Annotated in this window: 17 protein-coding genes and 2 rRNA genes (1 of these 19 cut by a window edge); 8 read left to right on the top strand and 11 right to left on the bottom strand. The window is 73.4% G+C overall.

Annotated features, from left to right (window positions below):
• Positions 1 to 76 precede the first annotated feature (76 nt).
• Positions 77 to 499, top strand: a complete 423-nt coding sequence (locus ACW14Y_RS33370) for a RidA family protein (RefSeq protein WP_456984580.1) — start codon at positions 77 to 79, stop codon at positions 497 to 499.
• A gap of 31 nt (positions 500 to 530) precedes the next feature.
• Here the strand turns inward: ACW14Y_RS33370 and ACW14Y_RS33365 are convergent, their stop codons facing one another.
• On the bottom strand, positions 531 to 1847 hold the full coding sequence (locus ACW14Y_RS33365; protein WP_456984578.1) for an MFS transporter: 1317 nt from the start codon (positions 1845 to 1847) through the stop codon (positions 531 to 533).
• 135 nt (positions 1848 to 1982) lie between these two features.
• Here ACW14Y_RS33365 and ACW14Y_RS33360 point away from each other — a divergent pair, with 135 nt between their 5' ends.
• Both ACW14Y_RS33360 and ACW14Y_RS33355 read left to right on the top strand, forming a co-directional pair.
• The gene (locus ACW14Y_RS33360) at positions 1983 to 2975 is read left to right on the top strand and encodes an ArsR/SmtB family transcription factor (protein ID WP_380390428.1); all 993 of its coding nucleotides are present in this window, start codon (positions 1983 to 1985) and stop codon (positions 2973 to 2975) included.
• A gap of 216 nt (positions 2976 to 3191) precedes the next feature.
• The gene (locus ACW14Y_RS33355; protein ID WP_456984576.1) at positions 3192 to 5489 is read left to right on the top strand and encodes a glycosyl hydrolase family 18 protein; all 2298 of its coding nucleotides are present in this window, start codon (positions 3192 to 3194) and stop codon (positions 5487 to 5489) included.
• Positions 5490 to 5604: 115 nt separating this feature from the next.
• On the opposite strand, the gene ACW14Y_RS33350 is transcribed toward ACW14Y_RS33355, so the two are convergent.
• Complete coding sequence (locus ACW14Y_RS33350) at positions 5605 to 6870, bottom strand: geranylgeranyl reductase family protein (RefSeq protein WP_380306309.1); 1266 nt, start codon at positions 6868 to 6870, stop codon at positions 5605 to 5607.
• Positions 6871 to 7115: 245 nt separating this feature from the next.
• Between ACW14Y_RS33350 and ACW14Y_RS33345 the strand changes: the two genes are divergently transcribed.
• Positions 7116 to 8480, top strand: a complete 1365-nt coding sequence (locus tag ACW14Y_RS33345) for a dipeptidase (protein WP_380441938.1) — start codon at positions 7116 to 7118, stop codon at positions 8478 to 8480.
• Between the two features lie 244 nt (positions 8481 to 8724).
• On the opposite strand, the gene ACW14Y_RS33340 is transcribed toward ACW14Y_RS33345, so the two are convergent.
• Together ACW14Y_RS33340 and ACW14Y_RS33335 are read right to left on the bottom strand one after the other, a co-directional pair.
• Positions 8725 to 9591, bottom strand: coding sequence for a DUF4184 family protein (locus ACW14Y_RS33340; RefSeq protein ID WP_456984573.1), 867 nt, complete (start codon positions 9589 to 9591; stop codon positions 8725 to 8727).
• Positions 9592 to 9823: 232 nt separating this feature from the next.
• Positions 9824 to 10891 (bottom strand): NUDIX hydrolase, encoded by a 1068-nt coding sequence (locus tag ACW14Y_RS33335; RefSeq protein ID WP_380390422.1) that lies wholly within the window; start codon positions 10889 to 10891, stop codon positions 9824 to 9826.
• Positions 10892 to 11305: 414 nt separating this feature from the next.
• On the opposite strand from ACW14Y_RS33335, the gene ACW14Y_RS33330 reads away from it, so the two are divergent.
• On the top strand, positions 11306 to 12307 hold the full coding sequence (locus ACW14Y_RS33330) for a PfkB family carbohydrate kinase (RefSeq protein WP_456984571.1): 1002 nt from the start codon (positions 11306 to 11308) through the stop codon (positions 12305 to 12307).
• A 107-nt stretch (positions 12308 to 12414) separates the two neighbouring features.
• Here ACW14Y_RS33330 and ACW14Y_RS33325 read toward each other — a convergent pair whose 3' ends face one another.
• The 5 genes from ACW14Y_RS33325 to ACW14Y_RS33305 form a co-directional block, all read right to left on the bottom strand.
• Positions 12415 to 13320: a C40 family peptidase gene (locus ACW14Y_RS33325; RefSeq protein WP_456984569.1), complete on the bottom strand. Its 906-nt coding sequence runs from the start codon at positions 13318 to 13320 to the stop codon at positions 12415 to 12417.
• Positions 13321 to 13545: 225 nt separating this feature from the next.
• Complete coding sequence (locus ACW14Y_RS33320; RefSeq protein ID WP_456984567.1) at positions 13546 to 14970, bottom strand: acyl-CoA synthetase; 1425 nt, start codon at positions 14968 to 14970, stop codon at positions 13546 to 13548.
• Positions 14971 to 15241: 271 nt separating this feature from the next.
• Positions 15242 to 16204: an electron transfer flavoprotein subunit alpha/FixB family protein gene (locus ACW14Y_RS33315; RefSeq protein WP_402724907.1), complete on the bottom strand. Its 963-nt coding sequence runs from the start codon at positions 16202 to 16204 to the stop codon at positions 15242 to 15244.
• A 45-nt stretch (positions 16205 to 16249) separates the two neighbouring features.
• Positions 16250 to 17035 (bottom strand): electron transfer flavoprotein subunit beta/FixA family protein, encoded by a 786-nt coding sequence (locus tag ACW14Y_RS33310; protein WP_456984566.1) that lies wholly within the window; start codon positions 17033 to 17035, stop codon positions 16250 to 16252.
• 370 nt (positions 17036 to 17405) lie between these two features.
• A complete protein-coding gene (locus ACW14Y_RS33305) occupies positions 17406 to 17819 on the bottom strand; it encodes a TlpA family protein disulfide reductase (protein ID WP_328953793.1) in 414 nt (137 codons plus the stop codon).
• A gap of 222 nt (positions 17820 to 18041) precedes the next feature.
• Here ACW14Y_RS33305 and ACW14Y_RS33300 point away from each other — a divergent pair, with 222 nt between their 5' ends.
• From ACW14Y_RS33300 to ACW14Y_RS33290, 3 genes are all read left to right on the top strand, one after another.
• The gene (locus ACW14Y_RS33300) at positions 18042 to 18467 is read left to right on the top strand and encodes a DUF4395 domain-containing protein (RefSeq protein WP_380444384.1); all 426 of its coding nucleotides are present in this window, start codon (positions 18042 to 18044) and stop codon (positions 18465 to 18467) included.
• A 253-nt stretch (positions 18468 to 18720) separates the two neighbouring features.
• Positions 18721 to 19491, top strand: coding sequence for a lysophospholipid acyltransferase family protein (locus tag ACW14Y_RS33295; protein ID WP_030398661.1), 771 nt, complete (start codon positions 18721 to 18723; stop codon positions 19489 to 19491).
• A 202-nt stretch (positions 19492 to 19693) separates the two neighbouring features.
• Positions 19694 to 20890 (top strand): hypothetical protein, encoded by a 1197-nt coding sequence (locus ACW14Y_RS33290; RefSeq protein WP_456984563.1) that lies wholly within the window; start codon positions 19694 to 19696, stop codon positions 20888 to 20890.
• 88 nt (positions 20891 to 20978) lie between these two features.
• Here ACW14Y_RS33290 and rrf read toward each other — a convergent pair.
• A 5S ribosomal RNA gene (gene rrf / locus ACW14Y_RS33285) occupies positions 20979 to 21095 on the bottom strand.
• Between the two features lie 85 nt (positions 21096 to 21180).
• Positions 21181 to 22711, bottom strand: a 23S ribosomal RNA gene (locus ACW14Y_RS33280); it runs 1592 nt beyond the window's last position.

Genomic DNA, 22711 nt, shown 5'->3' with positions numbered 1-22711 from the left:
CCGGACCGTCCAGACGCTCCGTGGCCGTCCTCGGAATTCCGTGGTGCGGTGATCGGCTGTCGGCCACGATGGGCGCATGACCACGGAATCACAGCCCACCAGCAGCGGCCCCACCCACATCACCGAGCCGCCCGGGGTCGCTCCCGGGACCGGGTACACCCAGGTGGTCACGGCGACCGGGCGGCTGGTCGCGATCTCGGGGCAGGTCGCGTTCGACGAGGAGCGGCGGCTGGTCGGCGAGGGCGACCCGGCGGCGCAGGCTCGCCAGATCTTCGAGAACCTGCGACGCTGCCTGGCCGCGGCGGGCGCGGACTTCTCGCACGTCGTGAAGCTGACGTACTTCCTGACCGACATCGCGGACATGCCGGCCGTCCGCGAGGCGCGGAACGAGGCGTTCGGCGACCTGCCGCTGCCCGCCAGTTCGGCGATGCAGGTGGCGGCGCTGTTCCTGCCGGAGGTGCTGATCGAGATCGAGGCCTTCGCGGTGCTCCCGGAGTAGCCGGCGGGCCGCCCGCCCCGGCCCCGGCGCGTCAGGCCGGAACCTCGCCCCGCCGCCGGGCCCACCGGACGGCGGGGCCCATCGCGAGGCCGGCGCCGGCGAGCAGTGCGCCGAGCACGGCCCAGCCCAGCAGGCCGTGGCCGATGACCGCGGTCGAGACGACGGCCGGGCCGATCATCAGCGCGGCGGACATGCCCGCGTTGAAGACCCCCTGGTAGGCGCCGTGCGCGCGCTCGCCGGCCAGGTCGTAGCTGAGCGCCCAGGTGCCGGCCTGGCTCAGGACCTCGCCGACCGCCTGGAGGGCCACGCCGGCCAGGACCACCGGCGCGGCGAGCGCGGCGGGTATGCCGTGGGCGAGGCCGAGGACCAGGCAGGAGGCGGCCAGGACCAGCCCGGCGCGCCCGCAGGCCCGGGCGGCGGCGACCGGGTGCTCGGTGCCCCGGGTGGCGGGGACCTGGAGCGCGATCACCAGCACGGTGTTGACGATCAGGGTGCCGGCCACGGTGATCCGGGGCGCGTCGGTCTGCTGGACGATCCACAGCGGCACCCCGACCTCCAGCATCGCGAACTGCAGGGCGAGCACCGAGCCGAGCGCGGTCACCACCAGGAACGGCCCGTCCCGCAGCGCCGGATTGCGCTCCCTCGCCCCGGCCGGGCCCCGCTCTACGGCCTCCGCCACGGCCTTGTCGGCACCCTCGGCGGACGCCGCACCCGACCACCCCGGCACCCGCAGCCGCTGGAACATCACCGCGACGGCCAGGTACGAGACCGCGTCCGCCAGGATCGCCGTCAGATAGCCGGCCCGCGAGTCCACCTGGAGCGCGATCGCGCCGACCCCGGTGCCGAGGCAGAGCCCGACGTTGGTCACCACCCGCAGGTAGGCCCGGCCCGCCACCCGCTTGTCCGCGGGCAGCACCTCCGCGTACAGGGCGTTGCGGACGGCGGCCGAGCCCCGGTCGGCCGCGGCGACCAGGCAGGCGAGCGCGACGAACGCCGGGTAGCCGTCCACCAGGGTGTACCCGGCGGTGCCGAGGCCGGTGAGGGCGACCAGCGCGACCAGGACCGGCCTGGCCCCCCAGCGGTCGGCCGCACGCCCGGCGGGGACGCTGGCGAGCACCCCGCAGAGCCCTGCGGCGGTGAGCGCGAAACCGAGCCGACCGGCGCTCAGGCCGAGGAAGCGGGTGAAGAACAGCACGCCGACGGAGAGCGAGAGGCCGCTGCCGACCGTGTTGAGCAGGGTGATCCGGGCGAGCCGGCGCACCGTCGGATCGGGGTGCAGCAGGCGTGACGCCCCGGAGGTGGGCAGATCGGAGCTCGGCGCGGCGGTCGCCGCCGGTGGGGTGGTCATGGTCACGATCACACCCCGGCGTCGCCGCTCGGCAGTAATCATTTAGGCTCGGGCTTAAACCAGCAGCGCACCGGCGGCACGGACCGGCCGCGGGGACGCGCGGCGGGCGGACGGGAAGAGGGGGCGGGCGGTCGCGTGCACCGGTTCAAGCTCGGCCTGGCCGACCTCGCCACCACCTGGTTCGCCTGCTCCCCCGTCCAGGAGGCCGCGCTCAGCCTACGGATGTGGACCCACCCCGGGTACTTCCCCCTCCAGTCCGCCGCCTTCGAGCGGCTGCGCCCCGCCTTCCAGCGGCTGGACTCCGCGCTGCTGCTCTCGCTGGTCTCCGTGCACCGCTGGATCCCGGACTTCCTGACGCCCCGCCCGGCCACCCCGTGGCCGGACTTCCGCACCGAGCTGGCCGCCGTCCGGGCGCTGCCGCCCGAGCGGTTGCGGCCCGAGCTGGAGCAGACCTTCCTGCCCCACCACCGGTCGCTGCCCCCGCTGCTCGCGGCGGGCCTGGCCGACCCGGCCCGGCTGCTGGCGCGGATCGCCGACGCCCTGGAGGAGTACTGGGAGTGCTGCCTCGCGCCGGGCTGGTGGCCGCAGGCCCGGGCGGTGCTGGAGGCGGACCTGGTCTACCGCTCCCGGGTGCTGGCGCAGCAGGGCGCGGCCGCGCTGTTCGCCGACCTGGACCACCGGCTGCGCTGGTCGGACGGGCTGCTGTCGGTCGACCGCCGTTGGAAGCAGTGGGACGGGGAGATCACGGTGGACGGGCGCGGGCTGGTCCTGGTGCCGACCTTCTTCGCCCGGGGCGCGATCACGATGATCAGCAACGACCGGGCACCGCAGATCAGTTACCCGGCCCGGGGGCAGGCGGGGATGACCGCCCCGGCGTCGCCGACGACCCCGCGCGCACTGGAGCAGCTGCTCGGCGCGCCGAAGACCCGGCTGCTGGCGCTGCTGGCCGAGCCGGCCAGCACCACCGACCTCGCCTACCGGCTGGGGGTGACGCCGGCCGCGGTCAGCCAGCACCTGGCGGTGCTGCACCGGACCGGGCTGGTGAACCGGGCGCGGCACGGCCGTTCGGTGCTGTACAGCCGCAGCCCGCTCGGCGACGAGCTGTCCGGCCACCCGCGCCGCGGCTGACGGCCCCGGTCCGCCGCATTCGATCAACTCACCAGTGGTACAGACCTGTTGACGCATTGGTCTGTACCTCCTACAGTGCCCATGCCCCCGTCTCCCCACGGCGGTGGGCATGTCACGAACCCCGCACCACCCCGGCACCACCCCCCGCACCACCCCGGCACCACCCCGTTCGGTTCGGCGTCACCCTGTCCAACCCCCACAGTCGCAGGGAGAACCATGTCCGTTCGATCCCGCACGCGCAGAGGCCGCCACCGGCTGATCGCGCTGCTCTCCGTCCTGCTCCTCCCGCTGGCCGCGATCACCGCACTGGCCACCCCGGCCAACGCGGCCGGCAAGCTCACCGCCGCCTTCACCACCGAGAACAACGGCTCCTGGTGGAAGGGCACCTACATCGTCAGGAACGACAACACCACCGCCGTCAACGGCTGGACCCTGGAGTTCGACCTCCCGGCCGGCGTCACGATCCAGAACAGCTACAACGGCACCGCGACGGTCAGCGGCCGCCACGTCACCGCCGTCGCCGCGTTCTACAACGCCAACGTCCCCGCGGGGAAGACCACCGAGCCGTACAGCTTCTGGTTCGTCGCCAACGGCCCGGTCGGCACGCCCACCGGCTGCCGGATCAACGGCGACAAGTGCGACGGCAGTTCGGACGTCCTGCCCTCCGCACCCGGCACCCCCGCGGTGACCGACTCCACCGCGCACAGCCTCGCGCTGAAGTGGCCCGCCGCGACCGGCGGCGACTTCCCGGTGGCCTCCTACGACGTACTGAACGGCAGCACCGTGGTCGGCGGCAGCACCACCACCGACGCCGTGGTCGGCAACCTCACCCCGGCGACCAGCTACACGCTGACCGTCCGCGCCAAGGACACCCGCGGCAACCTCGGCCCGGCGAGCGCGCCGGTCACCGCCTCCACCTTCGACCCGGCGACCGACCCGACGCCGCCCACCGCGCCCACCAACCTCCGCACCACCGCGGTGGGTTCGAGCGACGTGACGCTCGCCTGGAACGCCGCCACCGACAACCTGAAGGTCGCCGCGTACGACGTCTACCAGGACGGCGCCCTGGTCCGCTCGGTCACCGGCTCCACCCTGACCACCACCGTCGGCAGCCTCTCCCCGTCCACCTCCTACACCTTCACCGTCAAGGCCAGGGACGGCGCGGACAACGCCTCGCCCGCCTCGGCGCCGCTGAAGGTCACCACCTCCGACCTGGTCGGCGCCGGGAAGTACGCCCGGGTCGGCTACTTCACCCAGTGGGGCATCTACGGCCGCCAGTACTTCGTCAAGAACCTCGACACCTCGGGCAGCGCGGCCAAGCTCGACGTCATCAACTACGCCTTCGAGAACATCGACCCGGTCAACCTGACCTGCATGGCGGGCGTCACCAAGGGCACCACCGCCGATCCGCAGGACCCGGACCAGGGCACCGGCGCGGGCGACGCCGACGCCGACTACGCCCGCCCGATGAGCGCCGCCCAGTCGATCGACGGCGTGGCGGACGACGGCTGGGGCAAACTGCGCGGCAACTTCAACCAGTTGAAGAAGCTGAAGGCGAAGTACCCGAACCTGAAGATCGTCGTCTCGCTGGGCGGCTGGACGTACTCCAAGTACTTCTCCGACGCGGCGGCCACCGACGCCTCCCGGCAGAAGCTCGTCAAGTCCTGCCTCGACGTGTGGATCAAGGGCAACCTGCCGGTCTACAACGGCGCGGGCGGCGACGGCGTCGCGGCCGGCATCTTCGACGGCATCGACCTCGACTGGGAGTGGCCCGGCTCGCCCGACGGCCACGCCGGCAACCACTACAGCGCCAACGACAAGACCAACCTGACCCTGCTGCTGGCCGAGTTCCGCAAGCAGCTGGACGCCCTCGGCGGCTCGCACAAGCTGCTGACCGCCTTCACCCCGGCCGACCCGGTGAAGATCAACCAGGGCTGGGACCTCTCGAAGATCTTCAACTACCTCGACATCGCCAACGTCCAGGGTTACGACTTCCACGGCGCGGGCAGCGACAACTCCTGGGAGCCCAACCGCACCGGCCACCAGGGCAACCTCTACCCGGACGCCCAGGACCCGTACACCAACCACTTCAGCGTCGACACGGCGGTCAAGCCCTACCTCGACGCCGGGGTCAACCCGCGCAAGCTCACCATCGGCCTGGCGTTCTACGGCCGGGGCTGGCAGGGCGTCGCCGACGGCGGCGTCAAGGGCGAGTGGCAGAGCGCGACCGGCGCCGCCCCCGGCCAGTTCGCCGAGGAGGCCGGCACCCGCGGGTACAACAGCCTGATCACCACCTTCCCCAACCTCGCCGTCTACCACGACGAACAGTCGGTCGCGACCTACGGCTACACCGGCGCCGGCGGCCAGTGGTGGACCTTCGACGACGCCTGGTCGATCGGCAAGAAGACGGCCTACCTGAAATCGAAGGGCCTGCTCGGCGCGATGATCTGGGAAATGACCGGCGACACCCCCGGCGGCACCCTGATCACGGCGATCGACAACGGCCTCAAGTAGCACCCCCGGCACATCGGCCCGGCGCACGCCGGGTCCGGGCGCACGGGCTCAACAGCACGTCGAGTCAGCACACGCCGGGTCCGGCGGGTACCCACCCGCCGGACCCGGCGTCACGTCAGCGCGAGGCCAGGGCCGCGAGGCGGCGGGCCGAGCGGTACTGGCGGATCACCTGGGCGAAGGTGGTGTGCCCCTGGGTGGTGCGGGCGAAGGCCCGCCAGGCCGGGTCGATCAGGCAGACCGCCGCGTGGAACAGGTACGGCCGGCGCTCGAAGGCCGTCAGCATCTGCTTGCCGGCCCGCATCTCCACCCCGAGACCGGCCTTGATCGCGAAGGCGTAGTTCAGCGCCTCCCGGCGCACCTCCGCCGCCGTCGCCGACTCGGCGACCTTGACCGCCCACTCCCCGGCCAGCCGGCCCGAGCGCAGCGCGTACGAGATGCCCTCCCGGGTCCACGGCTCCAGCAGCCCGGCCGCGTCCCCGGCCACCAGCACCCGGCCGCGCGACAGCGGCGAGTCCTCGGCCCGGCAGCGGGTCAGGTGCCCGGACTCCACGCTCGGCCGGAACCCCGCGAGGCCCAGCTGCTGGATGTAGTCGGCCAGGTACTGCTTGGTCCGCTCGCCGTCGCCGCGGGCCGAGATCACCCCGACGGTCAGGCTGCCGGACTCGGTCTTCGGGAACACCCAGCCGTAACTGCCGGGCAGCGGGCCCCAGTCGAGGTGGATCCGGCCGGCCCAGGCCGCGGCCACCTCGGCCGGGACGGGGATCTCCGCCTCCAGGCCGAGGTCGATCTGGTCGAAGGAGACGCCCACGTGCCGGCCGATCCGGCTCGCGCTGCCGTCCGCGCCGACCACCGCACGGGCCTCGAAGCTGCGCCCGTCGGCGGCCGTGACCAGCGCCGTACGGTGCTCGCCGCCGCGCTGCTCGACCCCGGTGACGGTCACTCCGGTGACCAGCACCGCGCCCGCCTGCTTGGCCGCCTGCACCAGGCGCAGGTCGAACTCGTCCCGGTTGACCAGGCCGAACAGCATCCGCTTGGAACGCCGGGTGCGGGTGAACCGGCCGCCGTACGCGAAGGTGACGGCGTGCACCCGGTCCTGGAGCGGCAGCTTGAAGTCCGGCGGCAGGCTGTCCCGGGACGGGCCGATGATGCCGCCGCCGCAGGTCTTGTACCGGGGGTGCTCGGCCTTGTCGAGCAGCAGCACGCGCCGCCCCTGGGCGGCGGCGGCGTGCGCGGCGGAGGAACCGGCCGGTCCGGCACCGACCACGACGACGTCCCAGACGCCGTCCAACGGGTCCAACGGCTCCAACGGGTCCGGCCGGTCCGGCCCGGCGGCCTCGGCGTCGATCGGGCTACGAGAATCGGGGCTTCCGGAGTCAGTCACGGGCAACAATCCTATGCGTCCGTCCCCGCCGACGTCGGCCGCACCGCACCGAACGCGCGAACGAATCACGGTCGCACCGGCCCGGACGGACCCGCACCGGCCCGCACCGGCCGCGCGGACGGTTCCTGACACCGCTCCCCCCGGGGCCGTCCGTTCGTGTCCGCCTATGATCGGCGTTACCCCACGTCAACGCCGTTCGCCCGAAGCACCCCCCGGACGGACCACCCCTACCCGGAGCACACCCGATGCCGCAGCAGCCCCTGGCCGACGCCGTCCGGTCCCTGATGGACCGCGCCCGCACCGACCTCGCCGAACTGGTCGCCTTCCGCTCGGTCGCCGATCCGCGTCAGTTCCCGGTCGACGAGTGCGAGAAGGCCGCCCACTGGGTCGCCGAGGCCTTCGCCGCCGAGGGCCTGACCGGTGTCCGGCTGCTCGACACCCCCGACGGCACCCAGTCCGTCTACGCCGAGCTGCCCGGCCCGGCCGGCGCCCCGACCGTCCTGCTCTACTCGCACTACGACGTCCAGCCGCCCCTGGCCGAGGACGAGTGGCTGAGCCCCGCCTTCGAGCTGACCGAGCGCGACGGCCGCTGGTACGGACGCGGCGCCGCCGACTGCAAGGGCAACATCCTGATGCACCTGACGGCCCTTCGGGCGCTGCGCCGGGCGGACGGCGGTTACCCGGTCGGGCTGAAGATCATCGTCGAGGGATCGGAGGAGCAGGGCACCGGCGGCCTGGAGCGGTACGCCGAGGCCCACCCCGAGCTGCTCACCGCCGACGCCATCGTGATCGGCGACACCGGCAACTTCGCCGCCGGCCTGCCCACCGTCACCGCCTCGCTGCGCGGCATGACCGTGGTCGACGTGTCGGTCCGCACCCTCGCGGGCAACCTGCACTCCGGCGCGTTCGGCGGCGCCGCGCCGGACGCCCTCCAGGCCCTGGTCAAGGTGCTCGCCTCGCTGCACGACGAGCACGGCGACGTCGCCGTGGCCGGCCTGACCACCGATCAGACCTGGACCGGCGTGCAGTACCCGGACGAGCAGTTCCGCGCCGACGCCAAGGTGCTGGACGGGGTCGCGCTCACCGGCACCGGCACCGTCGCCGACCGGCTGTGGGCCCGCCCCTCGGTCACCGTCCTCGGCATCGACGCCCCGCCGGTGGTCGGCGCCACCTCCTCCGTCCAGTCCTTCGCCAAGGCCTCGGTCAGCCTGCGCGTCCCGCCGGGCACCGACACCGGCGCCGCCCAGGAGGCCCTGGTCGCCCACCTGGAGGCCCAGGTGCCGTTCGGCGCGCAGGTCACCGTCGAGCGCCAGGGCAACGGCTCCCCGTTCCTCGCCGACACCTCCGGTCCGGCCTACGAGGCGATGGGCGAGGCGATGGCCGAGGCCTTCGGCACCCCGATGGTCGCCTCCGGCGAGGGCGGCTCGATCCCGCTCTGCAACACGCTGCGCACGCTCTACCCGGAGGCCGAGATCGTGCTGATCGGCGTCGAGGAGCCGACCACCCAGATCCACGCGGTCAACGAGAGCGTCGACCCGCTGGAGCTGGAGCGGATGGCCCTCACCGAGGCGCTCTTCCTGCGCCGCTACGCCGAGCTGCGTTCGGTCTGACGCAGGTCCGGGTCAGGTCCGGGTCAGGTCCGACTCAGGTCCGACTCAGGTCCGACTCAGGTCCGACTCAGATCTGGCTGAGGTCCGCCCCCGGCCGCGCGGGCCGCGCCGTCCACCACGACGGCGCGGCCCGCGCCACCTCAGCGGTACGCGGCACGGTCCCGGGTCGCACCCGGCAGGTCCTCCCCGCACGCCTGCTCCGCGCTGCCGCACGCCCGCGCGTCCCGGGGTCGCCGCGCCCCGCTCACACTCCCCGCACCACCCCGTTCCACCTGTGCGCCGTCGGCCGCCACCCCCGCGCCGCCCGTACCCCGGCCGCACCGGCCGCCCGGTCCGTACCACCCCGGGCCCCCGTCACCGCGCCCCGGGCCAGCGCCCACCCGACCGCGCCGACCGCGAGCCCGGCCCCGGCGCCGAAGCACAGCTCCCCCACCAGCCCGCGCCGCAGCGGAACGAGCCGGTGCACCACCCCCGCCGCGGTGGCCGCGCCCAGTACCGCCGCGCCCGCCTGCCGGGCCCGGCCGGACAGTTCGACGGCCGGCCGGACCGGCTCCACCGCCCGGGCCGCCCGCACCGCGTACCCCGCCACAGCGGCCAGCGCGGGCGCCGAGGTGCCGTACTGCAGCACCTCGCACAGCTGCGGCCCGCCCGCGACCGGCCGCCCCAGCACCGGGAACAGCCGGACCCCGGCCCGGTCGTGGTGGGTGAAGGCGTCCCAGCCGACGTGGCTCGCCGCGCCGACCGCCGCCGAGGCCGCGAACCAGGCGAGGTCCGCCCCGGACGGCCGCCCCCGACCGGCCCGGCGCACCGTCAGCGCCTCGGCCGCGCCGGACCACGGCGGCGGCAGCAGCGCGACCAGCGGCCCGCGCACCAACCCGTGCCAGCCCGCCACCAGCCCGGCCGCGAGCGCCACGTCCACCGTCGGCACCCCCCACCAGCGGTGGGTCGCGCCGCCGAACCGGTAGACCCCGGGCAGCAGCGACTCCGCGAAGAACGGCACGTCCGGCGCCATCGAGCCGGCGACCAGCGCGGACGCGACCAGCGGCCCGCGCTCCCCCGCCAGGCGCAGCAGGGGCAGGACGGCGGCCGGGTGGCTCAGGGTGAACGGCATGGCCCCATCCTGCCGCCCCCGGCCACGGCCGCCGCACCCGCCCCGCACGGCCCGCCCGGCCCCTCACCGCCCACTACTCCCGGAACGCCGGAACGGCCGGCCCGGCCGAGGACGCCGGACCGACCGCTCCACCGCCCCGACCGCCGGCCGCCCGACCCCGGGCTCCGGCCCCGGGCCCCGACCCCGGGTTCCGAACCCGGGTTCCGAACCCGAACCCGATCGGCAGGTCCGCTCAGGCCGCGTCCGCCGTCGACGCCAGCCCCACCCCCGCCCGCCGCCCGGCCTCCAGGTAGCGCAGCTCCCCGCAGCGGCGGGCGTCCAGCGCCGCCGCGAGCCGCCGGTACCGCCCGGGCGGCAGCAGCCCGGACGCCTCCTCCAGGCTGACGAAGCGCCAGCTCCGCAGCTCGTCCTGCTGGAGCAGCAGTCCCTGCCGGGCGGTCGCGTCCAGCAGGCCGCCGTCGTAGACCAGGCGCAGCCCGCCCCGGCGCGGGCCGGTGCGCGGCTCCCAGTCGACGGCGAGCAGCCGCAGCGCGGCCGGGTCCAGCCGCAGGCCGAGTTCCTCGGCGGTCTCCCGCAGCGCGGCGTCGGTCGGTGCCTCGCCGCGTTCGACCACCCCGCCGGGGAACTCCCAGTCCGGCTTGTAGACCGGGTCGACCAGCAGCACCCGGTCCTGCTCGTCGAAGAACAGGACGGCGGCGGCCACGGTGTCCCCGGTGGGGTCGGGGCTCTGCACGATCGGACAGCGGGCCGACCCGTCGCCCACCAGTTGGGCGAGTCTGGCGGCGGTCTCGCCCGGGGTGAGTCCGGAGGTGTCGACGAGCCGGGCGTCCCGGCGCAGCCAGCGGCGGGCGGCGAGGTAGCGGGGCACGTGCTCCAGGCACCACTGCCGGATCCGTTCGCTGCGCGCGGGGTCGTCGGGCACCTCCTCCCGCTGCGCAATGCGCGCACGCAGGATCGTTTCTTCAGGGTCCAGGACGAGGTGGTGCACCGCGATGCCGTGGGAGGCCAGTGAACCGAATATCTCGTCCCGGTAGTCCTCCCGCAGCAGCGTCATCGGGACCACCAGCGGCCCGGGCACCTCGCCGAGCAGCGCCGCCGCCGTCTCGGGGACGAGCCGCCGCCAGGCCGGCAGCTCCTGGAAGTCCGACACCGCCGCCATCCGGTCCGCCGGCAGCATCGCCCGCAGCCCGAAGCCGACCAGCTCGGGATCGAACAGCATGCTGCCGGGCAGCAGCTCCACCAACTCGCGACAGGCGCTCGTCTTGCCCGCCCCGAACGTGCCATTGACCCAGACGATCACTAACGTCCCCTGTTTCTCGACCTCCCCCGGTGCCGTTCGCACCGGGCGGCGCCCCCGTCAGCCGAACCAGCGCCACCCGAGGTGGTACCCGCGCCGCGCCGTTCCCCATACCTCCACGTCTGCCCGGCTCATGGCGGTTCCCGGTTCCGTTTGACAGCGGCATGTGCCCAGGTCAGAGGGCTTACCACAGGGCCGGTACAACCCCCGCCGCGCCGGAGCGCGCACCCTTGGACACCGGAGTCCGACCCCAGGGCGCGCGCCCCCTCCGCACCTCGCACGCCCCACCGTCCGTACACCCTGCGGCGCGGGAGCCGTACACCCCACCGCACGGGAGCCCTGCACGCCACCCCGAACGCGCGCCGCCGGGCCGGGCCCGTGCTTGCCCATCGGCGGCCGAACGCCTAGAGAGGAACGATGACCGCACCCAGCACCCCCGGCCGCGTCGTGGCCATCGGCTCCGTGAACATCGACCGCATCCTGCGCTGCCCCGTGCTCCCCGCCCCCGGGGAGACCGTGCTCGCGGCCGGCTCCACCCAGGGCTTCGGCGGCAAGGGCGCCAACCAGGCCGTGGCGGCGGCCGCCATGGGCGCGCCGACCCGCCTGGTGGCCCGGGTCGGCGCCGACGCCGAGGGCCGGGCCGCACTGGCCGACCTCCGGGCGGCCGGAGTGGCGACCGACGCCGTGCGCACCGACCCGGACGCGCCCACCGGGCTGGCCGTCGTCCTGGTCGACCCGGCCGGGGAGAACAGCATCGTGGTCGTCCCCGGCGCCAATGCCCGGCTGACCGGCGCCGAGGTCGCCCGGGCCCTCGCCGAACTCGCCCTGACCTCCGCCGACACCGTCCTGACCAGTGGTGAGGTGCCCGAGGAGTGCATCCGCGCGACGGCCTCCGCGCTGCCCGCCGGGCCGCGCTGGATCCACAACGCGGCGCCCGCGGGCGTCCTCCCGGACTGGTCCGGCCCGGGTCTGCGCCGCCCGCTCCTGGTCGCCAACGCCGTCGAGGCCGCCCAGCTCACCGGCCGGTCCGCCGACTCCACCGGGACCGCCGACTCCACCGGGACCACCGACGACAGCCCGGACGGCACCGCCACGACGGCCACCGCGCTGGCGGCGCTCGGCGACGGCGCGGTGGTCACCCTCGGCGCGGCGGGCGCCCTGGTCGCGACGGGCGGCGCGCTCCACCGCCTCCCCGCCCCCGAGGTCGCCGTCGTCGACAGCACCGGCGCCGGCGACGTGTTCTGCGGTGCGCTCGCCGCCCGGCTGGCCCAGGGCGCGTCCCTCCGCGAGGCCGCCGCCACCGCCGTCGCGGCCGGCGCCTTCGCCGTCACCGCCCTGGGCGCCCGCGGCGCCCTCCCCCGCCCGGCCGACCTCACCGGCCCGACCGACCTCACCCACCCGGCCGCCCGGCCCTCCTGACCACCCGCTCCCGAAGCGCCCACGGACCGGCGCCACCGGCCCGCACCCACAGACCGGCGCCCGGACCACCGCGGTCCGGGCGCCGGTCCGGGCCGACCGAGCAGGCGTCAGGGCCGCCCCATGTGGGTCGGGTAGTAGCCGCTGCTGATCCCCGAGATCCGGATCAGCGTCCCGGGCCGGGCGGCCTCCACGTACTGGTTGTTGCCCAGGTAGATCGCCACGTGGTGGATGCCCCGCGCGGAGCCGTCGTCCGACCAGAACAGCAGGTCCCCGCGCCGCAGCTGGGAGGCCGTCACCGGCGTGGTGGCCGCGTACTGGTCGTTGGCGACCCGGGGCAGCTCGATGTCGCCGCGCCGGAAGGACTGCTGGACGAGACCCGAGCAGTCGTAGCCGTCCGGACCGTTGCCGGCCGTCCGGAACGGCTTGCCCAGCTGCGCCAGCGCGAACTGCACCGCCGCCTCGACGTCACCGTCCGCCGCCGGGGCCGCCGGAGCCGCCGCGTCGGCCGAGGATCCGGAACTCGGGGCCGAGGACGTGTCCCCGGTCCGCGCGAGGTAGATGTCGTAGTGGGTCGTCCAGCGCCATTGGCCCGCGCTGTTCTTGAACCAGTACCGCGAACCGTCCCACCCCTGGGTGATGCCCCCCGACGGGACGGCCGTCGGCGACGCCGGGGCGGCCGCGGCGGTGCTCGGGGCCGAGCCGCCGGTCCGCGCCAGGTAGACGTCGTAGTGGGTCGTCCAGCGCCACTGGCCCGCACTGTTCTTGAACCAGTACCGCGAACCGTCCCACCCGGCGTGGGCCGGCGCCGGCTCGGCCGCCGCCGTCCCCACACCGGTGCCGAGGCCGATCACGCCGGCACCGGCAGCGATCACGGCCACCATGCCTATCCCCCGGCGGACCCGCGCGGCCCGGGAGGGGCGGGCGCCACGCGCCGGCCGGGGGGAGGTGGTGGCAGTGGGCTGCCCGGTCGCGTCGTCGGCGGCACCCGGTGCGCCGGTGTTGACGGTCGTCATGCTGCTGTCTTCCTTCACTGATCGCGCCGGTCGCGCCGATCGCCTCGGTCGCGCCGAACGCTGGTCGCCAATCGCTGGACGCGGTGCGCGGGACCCTGGGGCCCCGGTCCGCGCCGCTTGTCACGGTAGGCACGCGTCCGGTCACGGCGCGCAGTGGAGTGCGCCAAAGGAAGGCTCACGGAAGGTGAGCGACCGTCACCCGACCCGGCGCCGGGTGACCGCCCGTCACCCGTGTGCCGAGTTCTCCAGCAGCTGCTTCTTCAGCACCTTCCCCAGGGCGTTCCTGGGGAGTTCGGACACCAGCACCACCCGCCGCGGCCGCTTGTGGACCGAGAGCCGCGACGCCACGAAGTCCGTCAGCTGTTCACCCGTCACGGGACCGTCCGGCACGACGTACGCCACGATCGCCTGGCCGAGGTCGGCGTCCGGCGCGCCGACCACGGCGGCGTCGGCCACCGCCGGGTGGTCGCGCAGGGCCGCCTCCACCTCACCGGCGCCGATCCGGTACCCGCCGCTCTTGATCAGGTCGACGGAGGCCCGCCCCACGATCCGGTGGAAGCCGTCGGCGCCGATCACCGCGACGTCCCCGGTCCGGAACCAGCCGTCGGCGGTCCACGCCTCGGCGTCGGCGTCCGGCCGGTTGAGGTACCCCCGGAACAGGGTGGGCCCGGCGACCTGGAGTTCGCCGACGCTCTCGCCGTCGTGCGGGACGGGCCCGCCGTCCTCGCCGACCAGCCGGGTGCGCACCCCGGCCACCGGCAGGCCCACGCTGCCCGGACGGCGCTCCCCGTCGGCGCGGGTGGAGACGGTGATCAGCGACTCGGTCATGCCGTAGCGCTCGATCGGGGCGTGGCCGGTCAGCGCGGCGAGCCGTTCGAACACCGGGACGGGCAGCGGAGCGCTGCCGGAGACCAGCAGCCGGGCGGAGGCGAGCCGGGCGGCCGCCTCCTGGTCCGCCGCCAGCCGGGACCAGACGGTCGGCACCCCGAAGTAGAGGCTGCCGCCCGCGGCCGCGTACCCGGCGGGGGTCGGCCGGCCGGTGTGCACCAGCCGGCTGCCGGTCCGCAGCGCGCCGAGCACGCCCAGCACCAGCCCGTGCACGTGGAACAGCGGCAGGCCGTGCACCAGGGTGTCCTCGGCGGTCCACTGCCAGGCGTCGGCGAGCGCGTCGAGGTCGGCGGCGACGGCGGCGCGGTCGATCACCGCCCCCTTGGGCGGGCCGGTGGTGCCGGAGGTGTAGAGCACGAAGGCGGTCGCCGACGGGTCCGGCTCGGCGTACGTGGTGGCGGAGCGCTCGCGCAGGTCGACCGGCAGCCCGGCGACGCCGGCGTCCTCCGGCAGGGCGTCGCCGACGGCGTGCGCCAGCAGGGCGGCACCGGAGTCGCGCAGGATGTGCGCGCGCTCCTTGGGCCCGGAGTCGGGCGGCAGCGGGACGACCGGGACCCCGGCGAGCAGGCCGCCGACGACCGCGACCACCGTCTCGGCGGTGGACCGGGCGAGCACCGCGAGGGCGGGGGCGCCGGCCACCCGGTCGGCGACGGCCGTGGCCGCGCCGAGCAGCCGCTCGCGGGAGAGCCCCGGCCCGTCGGAGATCCGCAGTGCGTCGGCGGAGTCGCCGGAACCGCCTTGAAGCGCCGTCAAGAGTGTCATGCGTCTGCCCTCGCCCCTGTCCACGGTGGGCCGGATGCCCACGGTCCGCTGAGCGCCGGGCCACGGAGTGCACACAGGGTCCGCAGGACCCGCGGGGTTCGCGGGTCCCACGGAGCCCGCGGGGATCCGCGACCGGCGCCGCCGACCGACTCTACGGGCCCGGGCCCGTCACCCGCGGGCCAGGGCGAACGACGGCGCGGGGGCGCCCCCGGGAGTTCCCGGGCGCGCCCCCGCGCCGTCACCCGCCGTCAGGGCGGAACCGGATCGGGTGTCAGGCCTTGCGGGCCTTCACCTCGCCGGTGAGCTGCGGCAGGACCTCGAACAGGTCGCCGACCACGCCGTAGTCGACGAGCTCGAAGATCGGGGCCTCGGGGTCCTTGTTGACGGCCACGATGGTCTTCGAGGTCTGCATGCCGGCCCGGTGCTGGATCGCGCCGGAGATGCCCGCCGCGATGTAGAGCTGCGGGGAGACCTGCTTGCCGGTCTGGCCGACCTGGCTGCTGTGCGGGTACCAGCCGGCGTCGACGGCGGCGCGCGAGGCACCGACGGCCGCGCCCAGGGCGTCGGCGAGCTCCTCGACCACGCCGAAGCCCTCGGCGGCACCGACGCCGCGGCCGCCGGAGACCACGATCGCGGCCTCGGTCAGCTCCGGGCGGCCGGAGGACACGCGCGGGGTGCGCGAGACGACCTTGGCGGCGTTGCCGGTGAACGCGACGGTGACGTCCTCCACCGCGCCCGCGGCCGGGGCGGCCTCCGGAGCGACGGCGTTCGGCTTGACGGTGATGACCGGGGCGCCGTGCGTCACCGTGGACTTCACCTGGAAGGAGGCGGCGAACACCGACTGGGTGGCGACCGGGCCGTTGTCGCCGGCCTCCAGGTCGACGGCGTCGGTGATGAGGCCGGAGCCGATCCGCAGGGCGACGCGGGCGGCGACCTCCTTGCCCTCGCCGGAGGAGGTGACCAGCACCGCGGCCGCGTCGGCGGCCTTGGCGATCTGGGCCAGCGCGTCCACCTTCGGGACGACCAGCTGGTCGGCGAACTCGGCGCCGTCGGCGACGTACACCTTGGCGGCGCCGTACTCGGCGGCCTTGGCGGCCAGCTCGGCCGCCTTGTCGCCGGCGCCGAGGACGACCGCCGACGGCTCGCCGATGCGGCGGGCCAGGGTCAGCAGCTCCAGGGCCGGCTTGCGGACCACGCCGTCGGCGTGGTCCACGAGAACCAGGATCTCAGCCATGATTCATTGCTCCTGATCGATCGTTGGATGCGCGAACGGGTGGGACTAGATGAACTTCTGGTCGGCGAGGAAGCCCGCGAGCGCCTTGCCGCCCTCGCCCTCGTCCTTGACGACCGTGCCCGCGGTGCGCGCCGGACGCGCCGTCACCGACTCCACCGCCGTCCACGAGCCCGCCAGACCGACCTCACCGGCCTCGATGCCCAGGTCGTCCAGGTCCAGGGACTCCACCGGCTTCTTCTTCGCCGCCATGATCCCCTTGAACGACGGGTAGCGCGCCTCGCCCGACTGGTCCGTCACCGACACCACCGCCGGCAGCGCCGCCTCCACCAGCTCCGTCGCCGAGTCGCCGTCCCGACGGCCCTTCACCGCACCGCCCTCGACCGACACCTCCGACAGCAGCGTCACCTGCGGCACACCCAGCCGCTCCGCCAGCAGCGCCGGCAGCACACCCATCGTGCCGTCCGTCGACGCCATACCACCGATCACCAGGTCGAACCCGGTCCGCTCCAGCGCCTTCGCCAGCACCGCCGACGTCCCGATCACATCGGAACCGTGGATGTCCTCGTCATTGACGTGCACGGCCCTGTCCGCACCCATCGACAACGCCTTGCGCAGCGCGTCCTTCGCGTCGTCCGGACCCACCGTCAGCACGGTCACCTCGGCACCCTCGTTCGCCTCCGCGATCCGCAGCGCCTGCTCCACCCCGTACTCGTCCAGCTCCGACAGAAGGCCGTCCACGCCCTCCCGGTCGGTGGTGTGGTCGTCCGCGAAACGACGGTCACCCGTCGCGTCCGGCACGTACTTCACACAGACAACGATCCTCAAGCTCACGGCCTGTCTCCTGTACTGGTCTCGTCCGGCGGCTGCGGCTGTGCAAGCGGGCGCGGAACACGGTACGCACCTGCTCCCGGCAGCGTGCTCCCGTGCCGGTCCGGAACTTCCTGGCAGCATACTCGCCAGTAGTACGACGGTCACTACTCGCCAGTAGCTTACGCCGCGCGGTCCCGACCGAACGTCCCTCGGGCCCTCCCGGCAGCCCCGAGCAGGCCGTCGGCCCAGGTGGACCGCGGGACGGACGCACTGCCGTCAGGGCCATCCTGCCCCAGCCCGGCCCCTGCTCCACCCCGCGGGGGCGCTCCTTCCCCCTCGGGACCCACCGCGACCGCGGAACGCGCCGTTCCGCGCCGGGGCGCCGGACCGCTCAGACCGCCTCGCCCAGCGCCGCGATCACATCCGCCCGCCTCGGCTGCCCGGCCGCCCGGCGGACCACCCGGCCACCCGCGTCCAGCACCAGCACCGTCGGCGTCCGCAGGATGTCCAGCCGCCGGACCAGCTCCAGCCGCTCCTCGGCGTCCAGCTCCACGTGCGCCACCCCGTCGACCATCCCGGCCACCTCCGCGAGCACCCGGCGGGTGGCCCGGCAGGGCTGGCAGAAAGCCGTGGAGAACTGCACCAGGGTCGCCCGCTCGCCGAGCGGCACCCCCAGCTCGGCCGCCGACAGCCCCACCGCCCCGTCCTTCGCCCGCACCCTCAGCCTCCCGTCGCGCTTGGCCCGCAGCAGCCCGAACGCACTCGCCAGCGCGAGCACGACAACGCACACCACCAACCCGGTCATGCCCCCAGTCTGCGGCAGGCCCCCGGGGCTCCGGGAACGGCCCCGGCAAAACGGTCGACCACCGGCCCGAGGCCCGCGTACGATCACCGGGTGGACTCCGACCGCCCCGCACAGCCGCTGCTGACCGCCCGCCGGGTGGTCGACCTGTGCCGGGCCACGGCCTCGCGCTGTCGCTGACGCTCCCCAGCCGTCAGCCCACCGCCGTCCCCTCCCGGAGTCCCCGTGCAGATCGATCCCCGCGGCCCGCGCTTCGCCGCCGCGCTCACCACCGTCGTCCTGATAGCCGTCCTGCTCACCGGCAGCGGAGCCCTGCTCGCCGCCCAGGCCCTCGTCTTCGCCCTCGGAGCCCTCGGCGGGCTGCGCCGCTCCCCCTACGGATGGCTCTACCGCACGCTGGTCCGGCCCCGCCTGGCGCCGCCGGCCGAGACCGAGGACGAACGCCCGCCCCGGTTCGCCCAGGCTGTCGGCCTGGTCTTCGCCCTCGTCGGCGTGCTCGGCTTCCTCACCGGCGCCGCCTGGCTCGGCCTGCTCGCCACCGGGTTCGCGCTGGCCGCCGCCTTCCTGAACGCCGCCTTCGGCTACTGCCTGGGCTGCGAGATGTACCTGCTGGTCCGCCGCGCACAGGGCCGGGTGGACCTCACCGCCTGACCGCGCCGCGCCACCGCCCCGGAGCGGGGCCCGGCCGGAGCGGAAAAGTTCCCGGCCGGGCCCATCACGTACGTCACACCTTCACATTCCGCCAGGCAGCACCCCTCAGGTGACAGCAGGCACTCCTTCGGGGGATCATCTCCGTGTATCGCCCGTGGCCGCCGCGGTGTGCCGTGCTCCCGGTCGGCCCCCACGCACCGCCCCGGGGCCCCGCCGTACCGGGCCGCCAGGCCCGTCGAAGTCAGGACTGACCGTGGCAGAGCTCGTCTACCCGCCGGTGATCGGCGCCGCACTGACCGTCTTCCGCGCACTCGACGTGCGCATCAAGATCGTCGGCGCCGAAAACATCCCCGCCGAGGGCGGCGCGGTGCTCGTGAGCAACCACATCAGCTACCTCGACTTCCTCTTCGCGGGCCTGGGCGCCTACCGCGGCGGCAAGCGCAAGACCCGCTTCATGGCCAAGGACGACGTGTTCAAGCACGGCGTCTCCGGGCCCCTGATGCGCGGCATGAAGCACATCCCGGTCGACCGGACCGACGGCCAGCCCGCCTACGAGGCAGCCGTCCGCGCCCTCCGGGCCGGCGAGGTCGTCGGCGTCTTCCCCGAGGCCACCATCAGCCGCTCCTTCATGCTGAAGAAGTTCAAGACCGGCGCCGCCCGGATGGCCGCCGACTCCGGCGCCCCGCTGCTCCCGGTGATCCTCTGGGGCACCCAGCAGCTGTGGACCAAGGGCCGCCCGAAGACGCTCACCAAGCGGCACGTCCCGGTCACCATCATGATCGGCGAGCCGATCGTGCTGACGCCGGAGGACAAGCCCGTCATGGTCACCCGGCGCCTGCGCGCCGCGATGACCGAGATGCTCGACCGCGCCCAGCGCGAGTACCCCGGCAAGCCCTCCGGCCCCGAGGACAACTGGTGGCTGCCCGTCCACCTCGGCGGCACCGCGCCCACCCTGGAGGTGGCCGAGGCCGAGGACGAGGCGGAGGCCCTCGCCAAGGCCGAACGCCGGGCCGCCCGCGGCTGACCCCGCGTCACCGTCCCGCCGCGTCACCGTTCGGCCGAGCCGCCGTACTTCCGCGCGAACGGGCGACTCTCCGCCGCCGGGCGGACGCGGACCGTCGCGTGTCGCCCCGCTCCGCACCCCCCGATCTGACAAAGTGACAGCTCCTTCGGGGGGCATCACGTCCGGACTCGCCGGGCGGATCGGAGACGGAGATGACACGCGGATGACGCGCAAACGGCTCTCACGAACCACCCCCGCCAAGGCCCGCACCCGCCCTCATGCCGGTGCGGGCCTCCTGCTCGCCGGGGCCCTGCTCACCGGCTGCGGCGCCCAGCCCGGCGAGATCCCGCTCAGCGAGATCCGCGCCGAGTCGCCCAGCCCGACCCCCACCGTCGAAGCGGCCGTCGCCAACGGCACCGCCGCCGTCGTCGACGCGGCCGCGGCCGCCCCGACCGCCCCGCCGGCCCACAACGGCCTCATCGCCGGCCGGGCCTTCCTCGACCAGGACCGCCTCACCAGCGCGATCTTCGCCGTCACGGCCGACGGCCGGACCCGGCAGCAACTGACCCAGCCCGCCGACCTGACCCGGGACGACCACCCCAGCTGGTCCCCCGACGGCACCGCGCTCGCCTTCGACCGCACCGGCGGCGACTCCCCCGGCCGCATCTGGACCACCGGCTCCGACGGCCGGAACGCCCGTCAGCTCGGCCCGCTCTGCGAGGCCGGCGCCCCGGACTGCGTCAACGAGACGGAGACCGCGCCCGCCTGGTCCCCCGACGGCAAACTGATCGCCTTCACCCGCAGCTGGGGCCGCTCCGATCCGGGCTCGGAACAGATCCAGTACAGCGACCTCTTCGTCATCGCCCCCGACGGCACCAGTGCCCAGCGGCTCACCTTCCTCACCAACGACACCCCGTACTCCGGCGCCGTCACCGACCCCTCCTGGTCCCCCGACGGCAAACAGCTCGTCTTCTCCTACCGGACCAGCGCCACCGGCCAGCCCGCCAACGGCCGTTCCCTCTACATCGTCAACGCCGACGGCACCGGCCTGCGCCGACTCACCCCGTGGGAACTGCGGGCCGGCGAACGCGCCGACTGGTCCCCCGACGGCAGCCGGATCGTCTTCACCACCTACCCGGCCGGCCCCGACAACGCCCCCGGCGGCGGCATCTACACCGTCCACCCCGACGGCACGGCGGTCGAGGCGCTCACCCCCGGCCCGTCCGACGTCACCTACGGAGCCGCCTCCTATTCACCCGACGGCACCGCGATCGCCTTCGACCAGGCCCCCGCCGGCGGAGCCTCCGAGCTGTACACGATGCGCGCCGACGGCTCGACCGTCACCCGGCTCACCGACCCCCAGGGCCACGGGGAGAGCCGCCCCAGCTGGGGCACCGCCCAACCGCAGCCGCAGGGCTGAGTTCTCGGCACAGTTCTTCTCCGCGGTAATTCATGCACAACGCAAAGAACCCCCGTCGGTTTCCCGACGGGGGTTCTTCACAATGATTGTTCGGCGGCGTCCTACTCTCCCACAGGGTCCCCCCTGCAGTACCATCGGCGCTGTGAGGCTTAGCTTCCGGGTTCGGAATGTAACCGGGCGTTTCCCTCACGCTATGACCACCGAAACACTATGAAACTGTCAACCGCACCCACACCGTGACCAGGTATGGGGGTCGTTGTTTCAGAACAACACAGTGGACGCGAGCAACTGAGGACAAGCCCTCGGCCTATTAGTACCGGTCAACTCCACCCCTCACAGGGCTTCCATATCCGGCCTATCAACCCAGTCGTCTACTGGGAGCCTTACCCTCTCAAGGAGGTGGGAGTGCTCATCTCGAAGCAGGCTTCCCGCTTAGATGCTTTCAGCGGTTATCCCTCCCGAACGTAGCCAACCAGCCATGCCCTTGGCAGGACAACTGGCACACCAGAGGTTCGTCCGTCCCGGTCCTCTCGTACTAGGGACAGCCCTTCTCAACACTCCTACGCGCACAGCGGATAGGGACCGAACTGTCTCACGACGTTCTAAACCCAGCTCGCGTACCGCTTTAATGGGCGAACAGCCCAACCCTTGGGACCTACTCCAGCCCCAGGATGCGACGAGCCGACATCGAGGTGCCAAACCATCCCGTCGATATGGACTCTTGGGGAAGATCAGCCTGTTATCCCCGGGGTACCTTTTATCCGTTGAGCGACGGCGCTTCCACAAGCCACCGCCGGATCACTAGTCCCGACTTTCGTCCCTGCTCGACCCGTCAGTCTCACAGTCAAGCTCCCTTGTGCACTTACACTCAACACCTGATTGCCAACCAGGCTGAGGGAACCTTTGGGCGCCTCCGTTACTCTTTAGGAGGCAACCGCCCCAGTTAAACTACCCACCAGACACTGTCCCTGATCCGGATCACGGACCCAGGTTAGACATCCAGCACGACCAGAGTGGTATTTCAACGACGACTCCACCATGACTGGCGTCACGGCTTCAAAGTCTCCCACCTATCCTACACAAGCCGAACCGAACACCAATATCAAGCTATAGTAAAGGTCCCGGGGTCTTTCCGTCCTGCTGCGCGAAACGAGCATCTTTACTCGTAATGCAATTTCACCGGGCCTATGGTTGAGACAGTCGAGAAGTCGTTACGCCATTCGTGCAGGTCGGAACTTACCCGACAAGGAATTTCGCTACCTTAGGATGGTTATAGTTACCACCGCCGTTTACTGGCGCTTAAGTTCTCAGCTTCGCCCCGACGAATCAGAGCTAACCGGTCCCCTTAACGTTCCAGCACCGGGCAGGCGTCAGTCCGTATACATCGCCTTACGGCTTCGCACGGACCTGTGTTTTTAGTAAACAGTCGCTTCTCGCTGGTCTCTGCGGCCACCCCCAGCTCTGGCAGCAAGTACCGTCACCAGGAATGGCCCCCCTTCTCCCGAAGTTACGGGGGCATTTTGCCGAGTTCCTTAACCATAGTTCACCCGAACGCCTCGGTATTCTCTACCTGACCACCTGAGTCGGTTTGGGGTACGGGCCGCCATGAAACTCGCTAGAGGCTTTTCTCGACAGCATAGGATCATCCACTTCACCACAATCGGCTCGGCATCAGGTCTCAGGCTACGTGTTGTGCGGATTTGCCTACACAACGCCCTACACCCTTACCCCGGGACAACCACCGCCCGGGCTGGACTACCTTCCTGCGTCACCCCATCGCTCACCTAGTACAGACTTGGTCCAGCGGCTCCACCACGTCCC

The sequence above is a fragment of the Kitasatospora sp. cg17-2 genome (assembly GCF_054031055.1).
The sequence above is the reverse complement of the archived record's forward strand: the minus strand, read 5'-3'. Positions and strand labels throughout refer to the sequence as shown.

Bases quoted from the DNA above. Each gene is read 5' to 3' on its own strand.
- ACW14Y_RS33315 (WP_402724907.1), bottom strand. From the start codon at position 16,204: ATGGCTGAGATCCTGGTTCTCGTGGACCACGCCGACGGCGTGGTCCGC.
- ACW14Y_RS33355 (WP_456984576.1), top strand. From the start codon at position 3,192: ATGTCCGTTCGATCCCGCACGCGCAGAGGCCGCCACCGGCTGATCGCG.
- ACW14Y_RS33320 (WP_456984567.1), bottom strand. From the start codon at position 14,970: ATGACACTCTTGACGGCGCTTCAAGGCGGTTCCGGCGACTCCGCCGAC.
- ACW14Y_RS33325 (WP_456984569.1), bottom strand. From the start codon at position 13,320: ATGACGACCGTCAACACCGGCGCACCGGGTGCCGCCGACGACGCGACC.
- ACW14Y_RS33365 (WP_456984578.1), bottom strand. From the start codon at position 1,847: ATGACCACCCCACCGGCGGCGACCGCCGCGCCGAGCTCCGATCTGCCC.
- ACW14Y_RS33305 (WP_328953793.1), bottom strand. From the start codon at position 17,819: ATGACCGGGTTGGTGGTGTGCGTTGTCGTGCTCGCGCTGGCGAGTGCG.
- ACW14Y_RS33345 (WP_380441938.1), top strand. From the start codon at position 7,116: ATGCCGCAGCAGCCCCTGGCCGACGCCGTCCGGTCCCTGATGGACCGC.
- ACW14Y_RS33340 (WP_456984573.1), bottom strand. From the start codon at position 9,591: ATGCCGTTCACCCTGAGCCACCCGGCCGCCGTCCTGCCCCTGCTGCGC.
- ACW14Y_RS33370 (WP_456984580.1), top strand. From the start codon at position 77: ATGACCACGGAATCACAGCCCACCAGCAGCGGCCCCACCCACATCACC.
- ACW14Y_RS33330 (WP_456984571.1), top strand. From the start codon at position 11,306: ATGACCGCACCCAGCACCCCCGGCCGCGTCGTGGCCATCGGCTCCGTG.
- ACW14Y_RS33290 (WP_456984563.1), top strand. From the start codon at position 19,694: ATGACGCGCAAACGGCTCTCACGAACCACCCCCGCCAAGGCCCGCACC.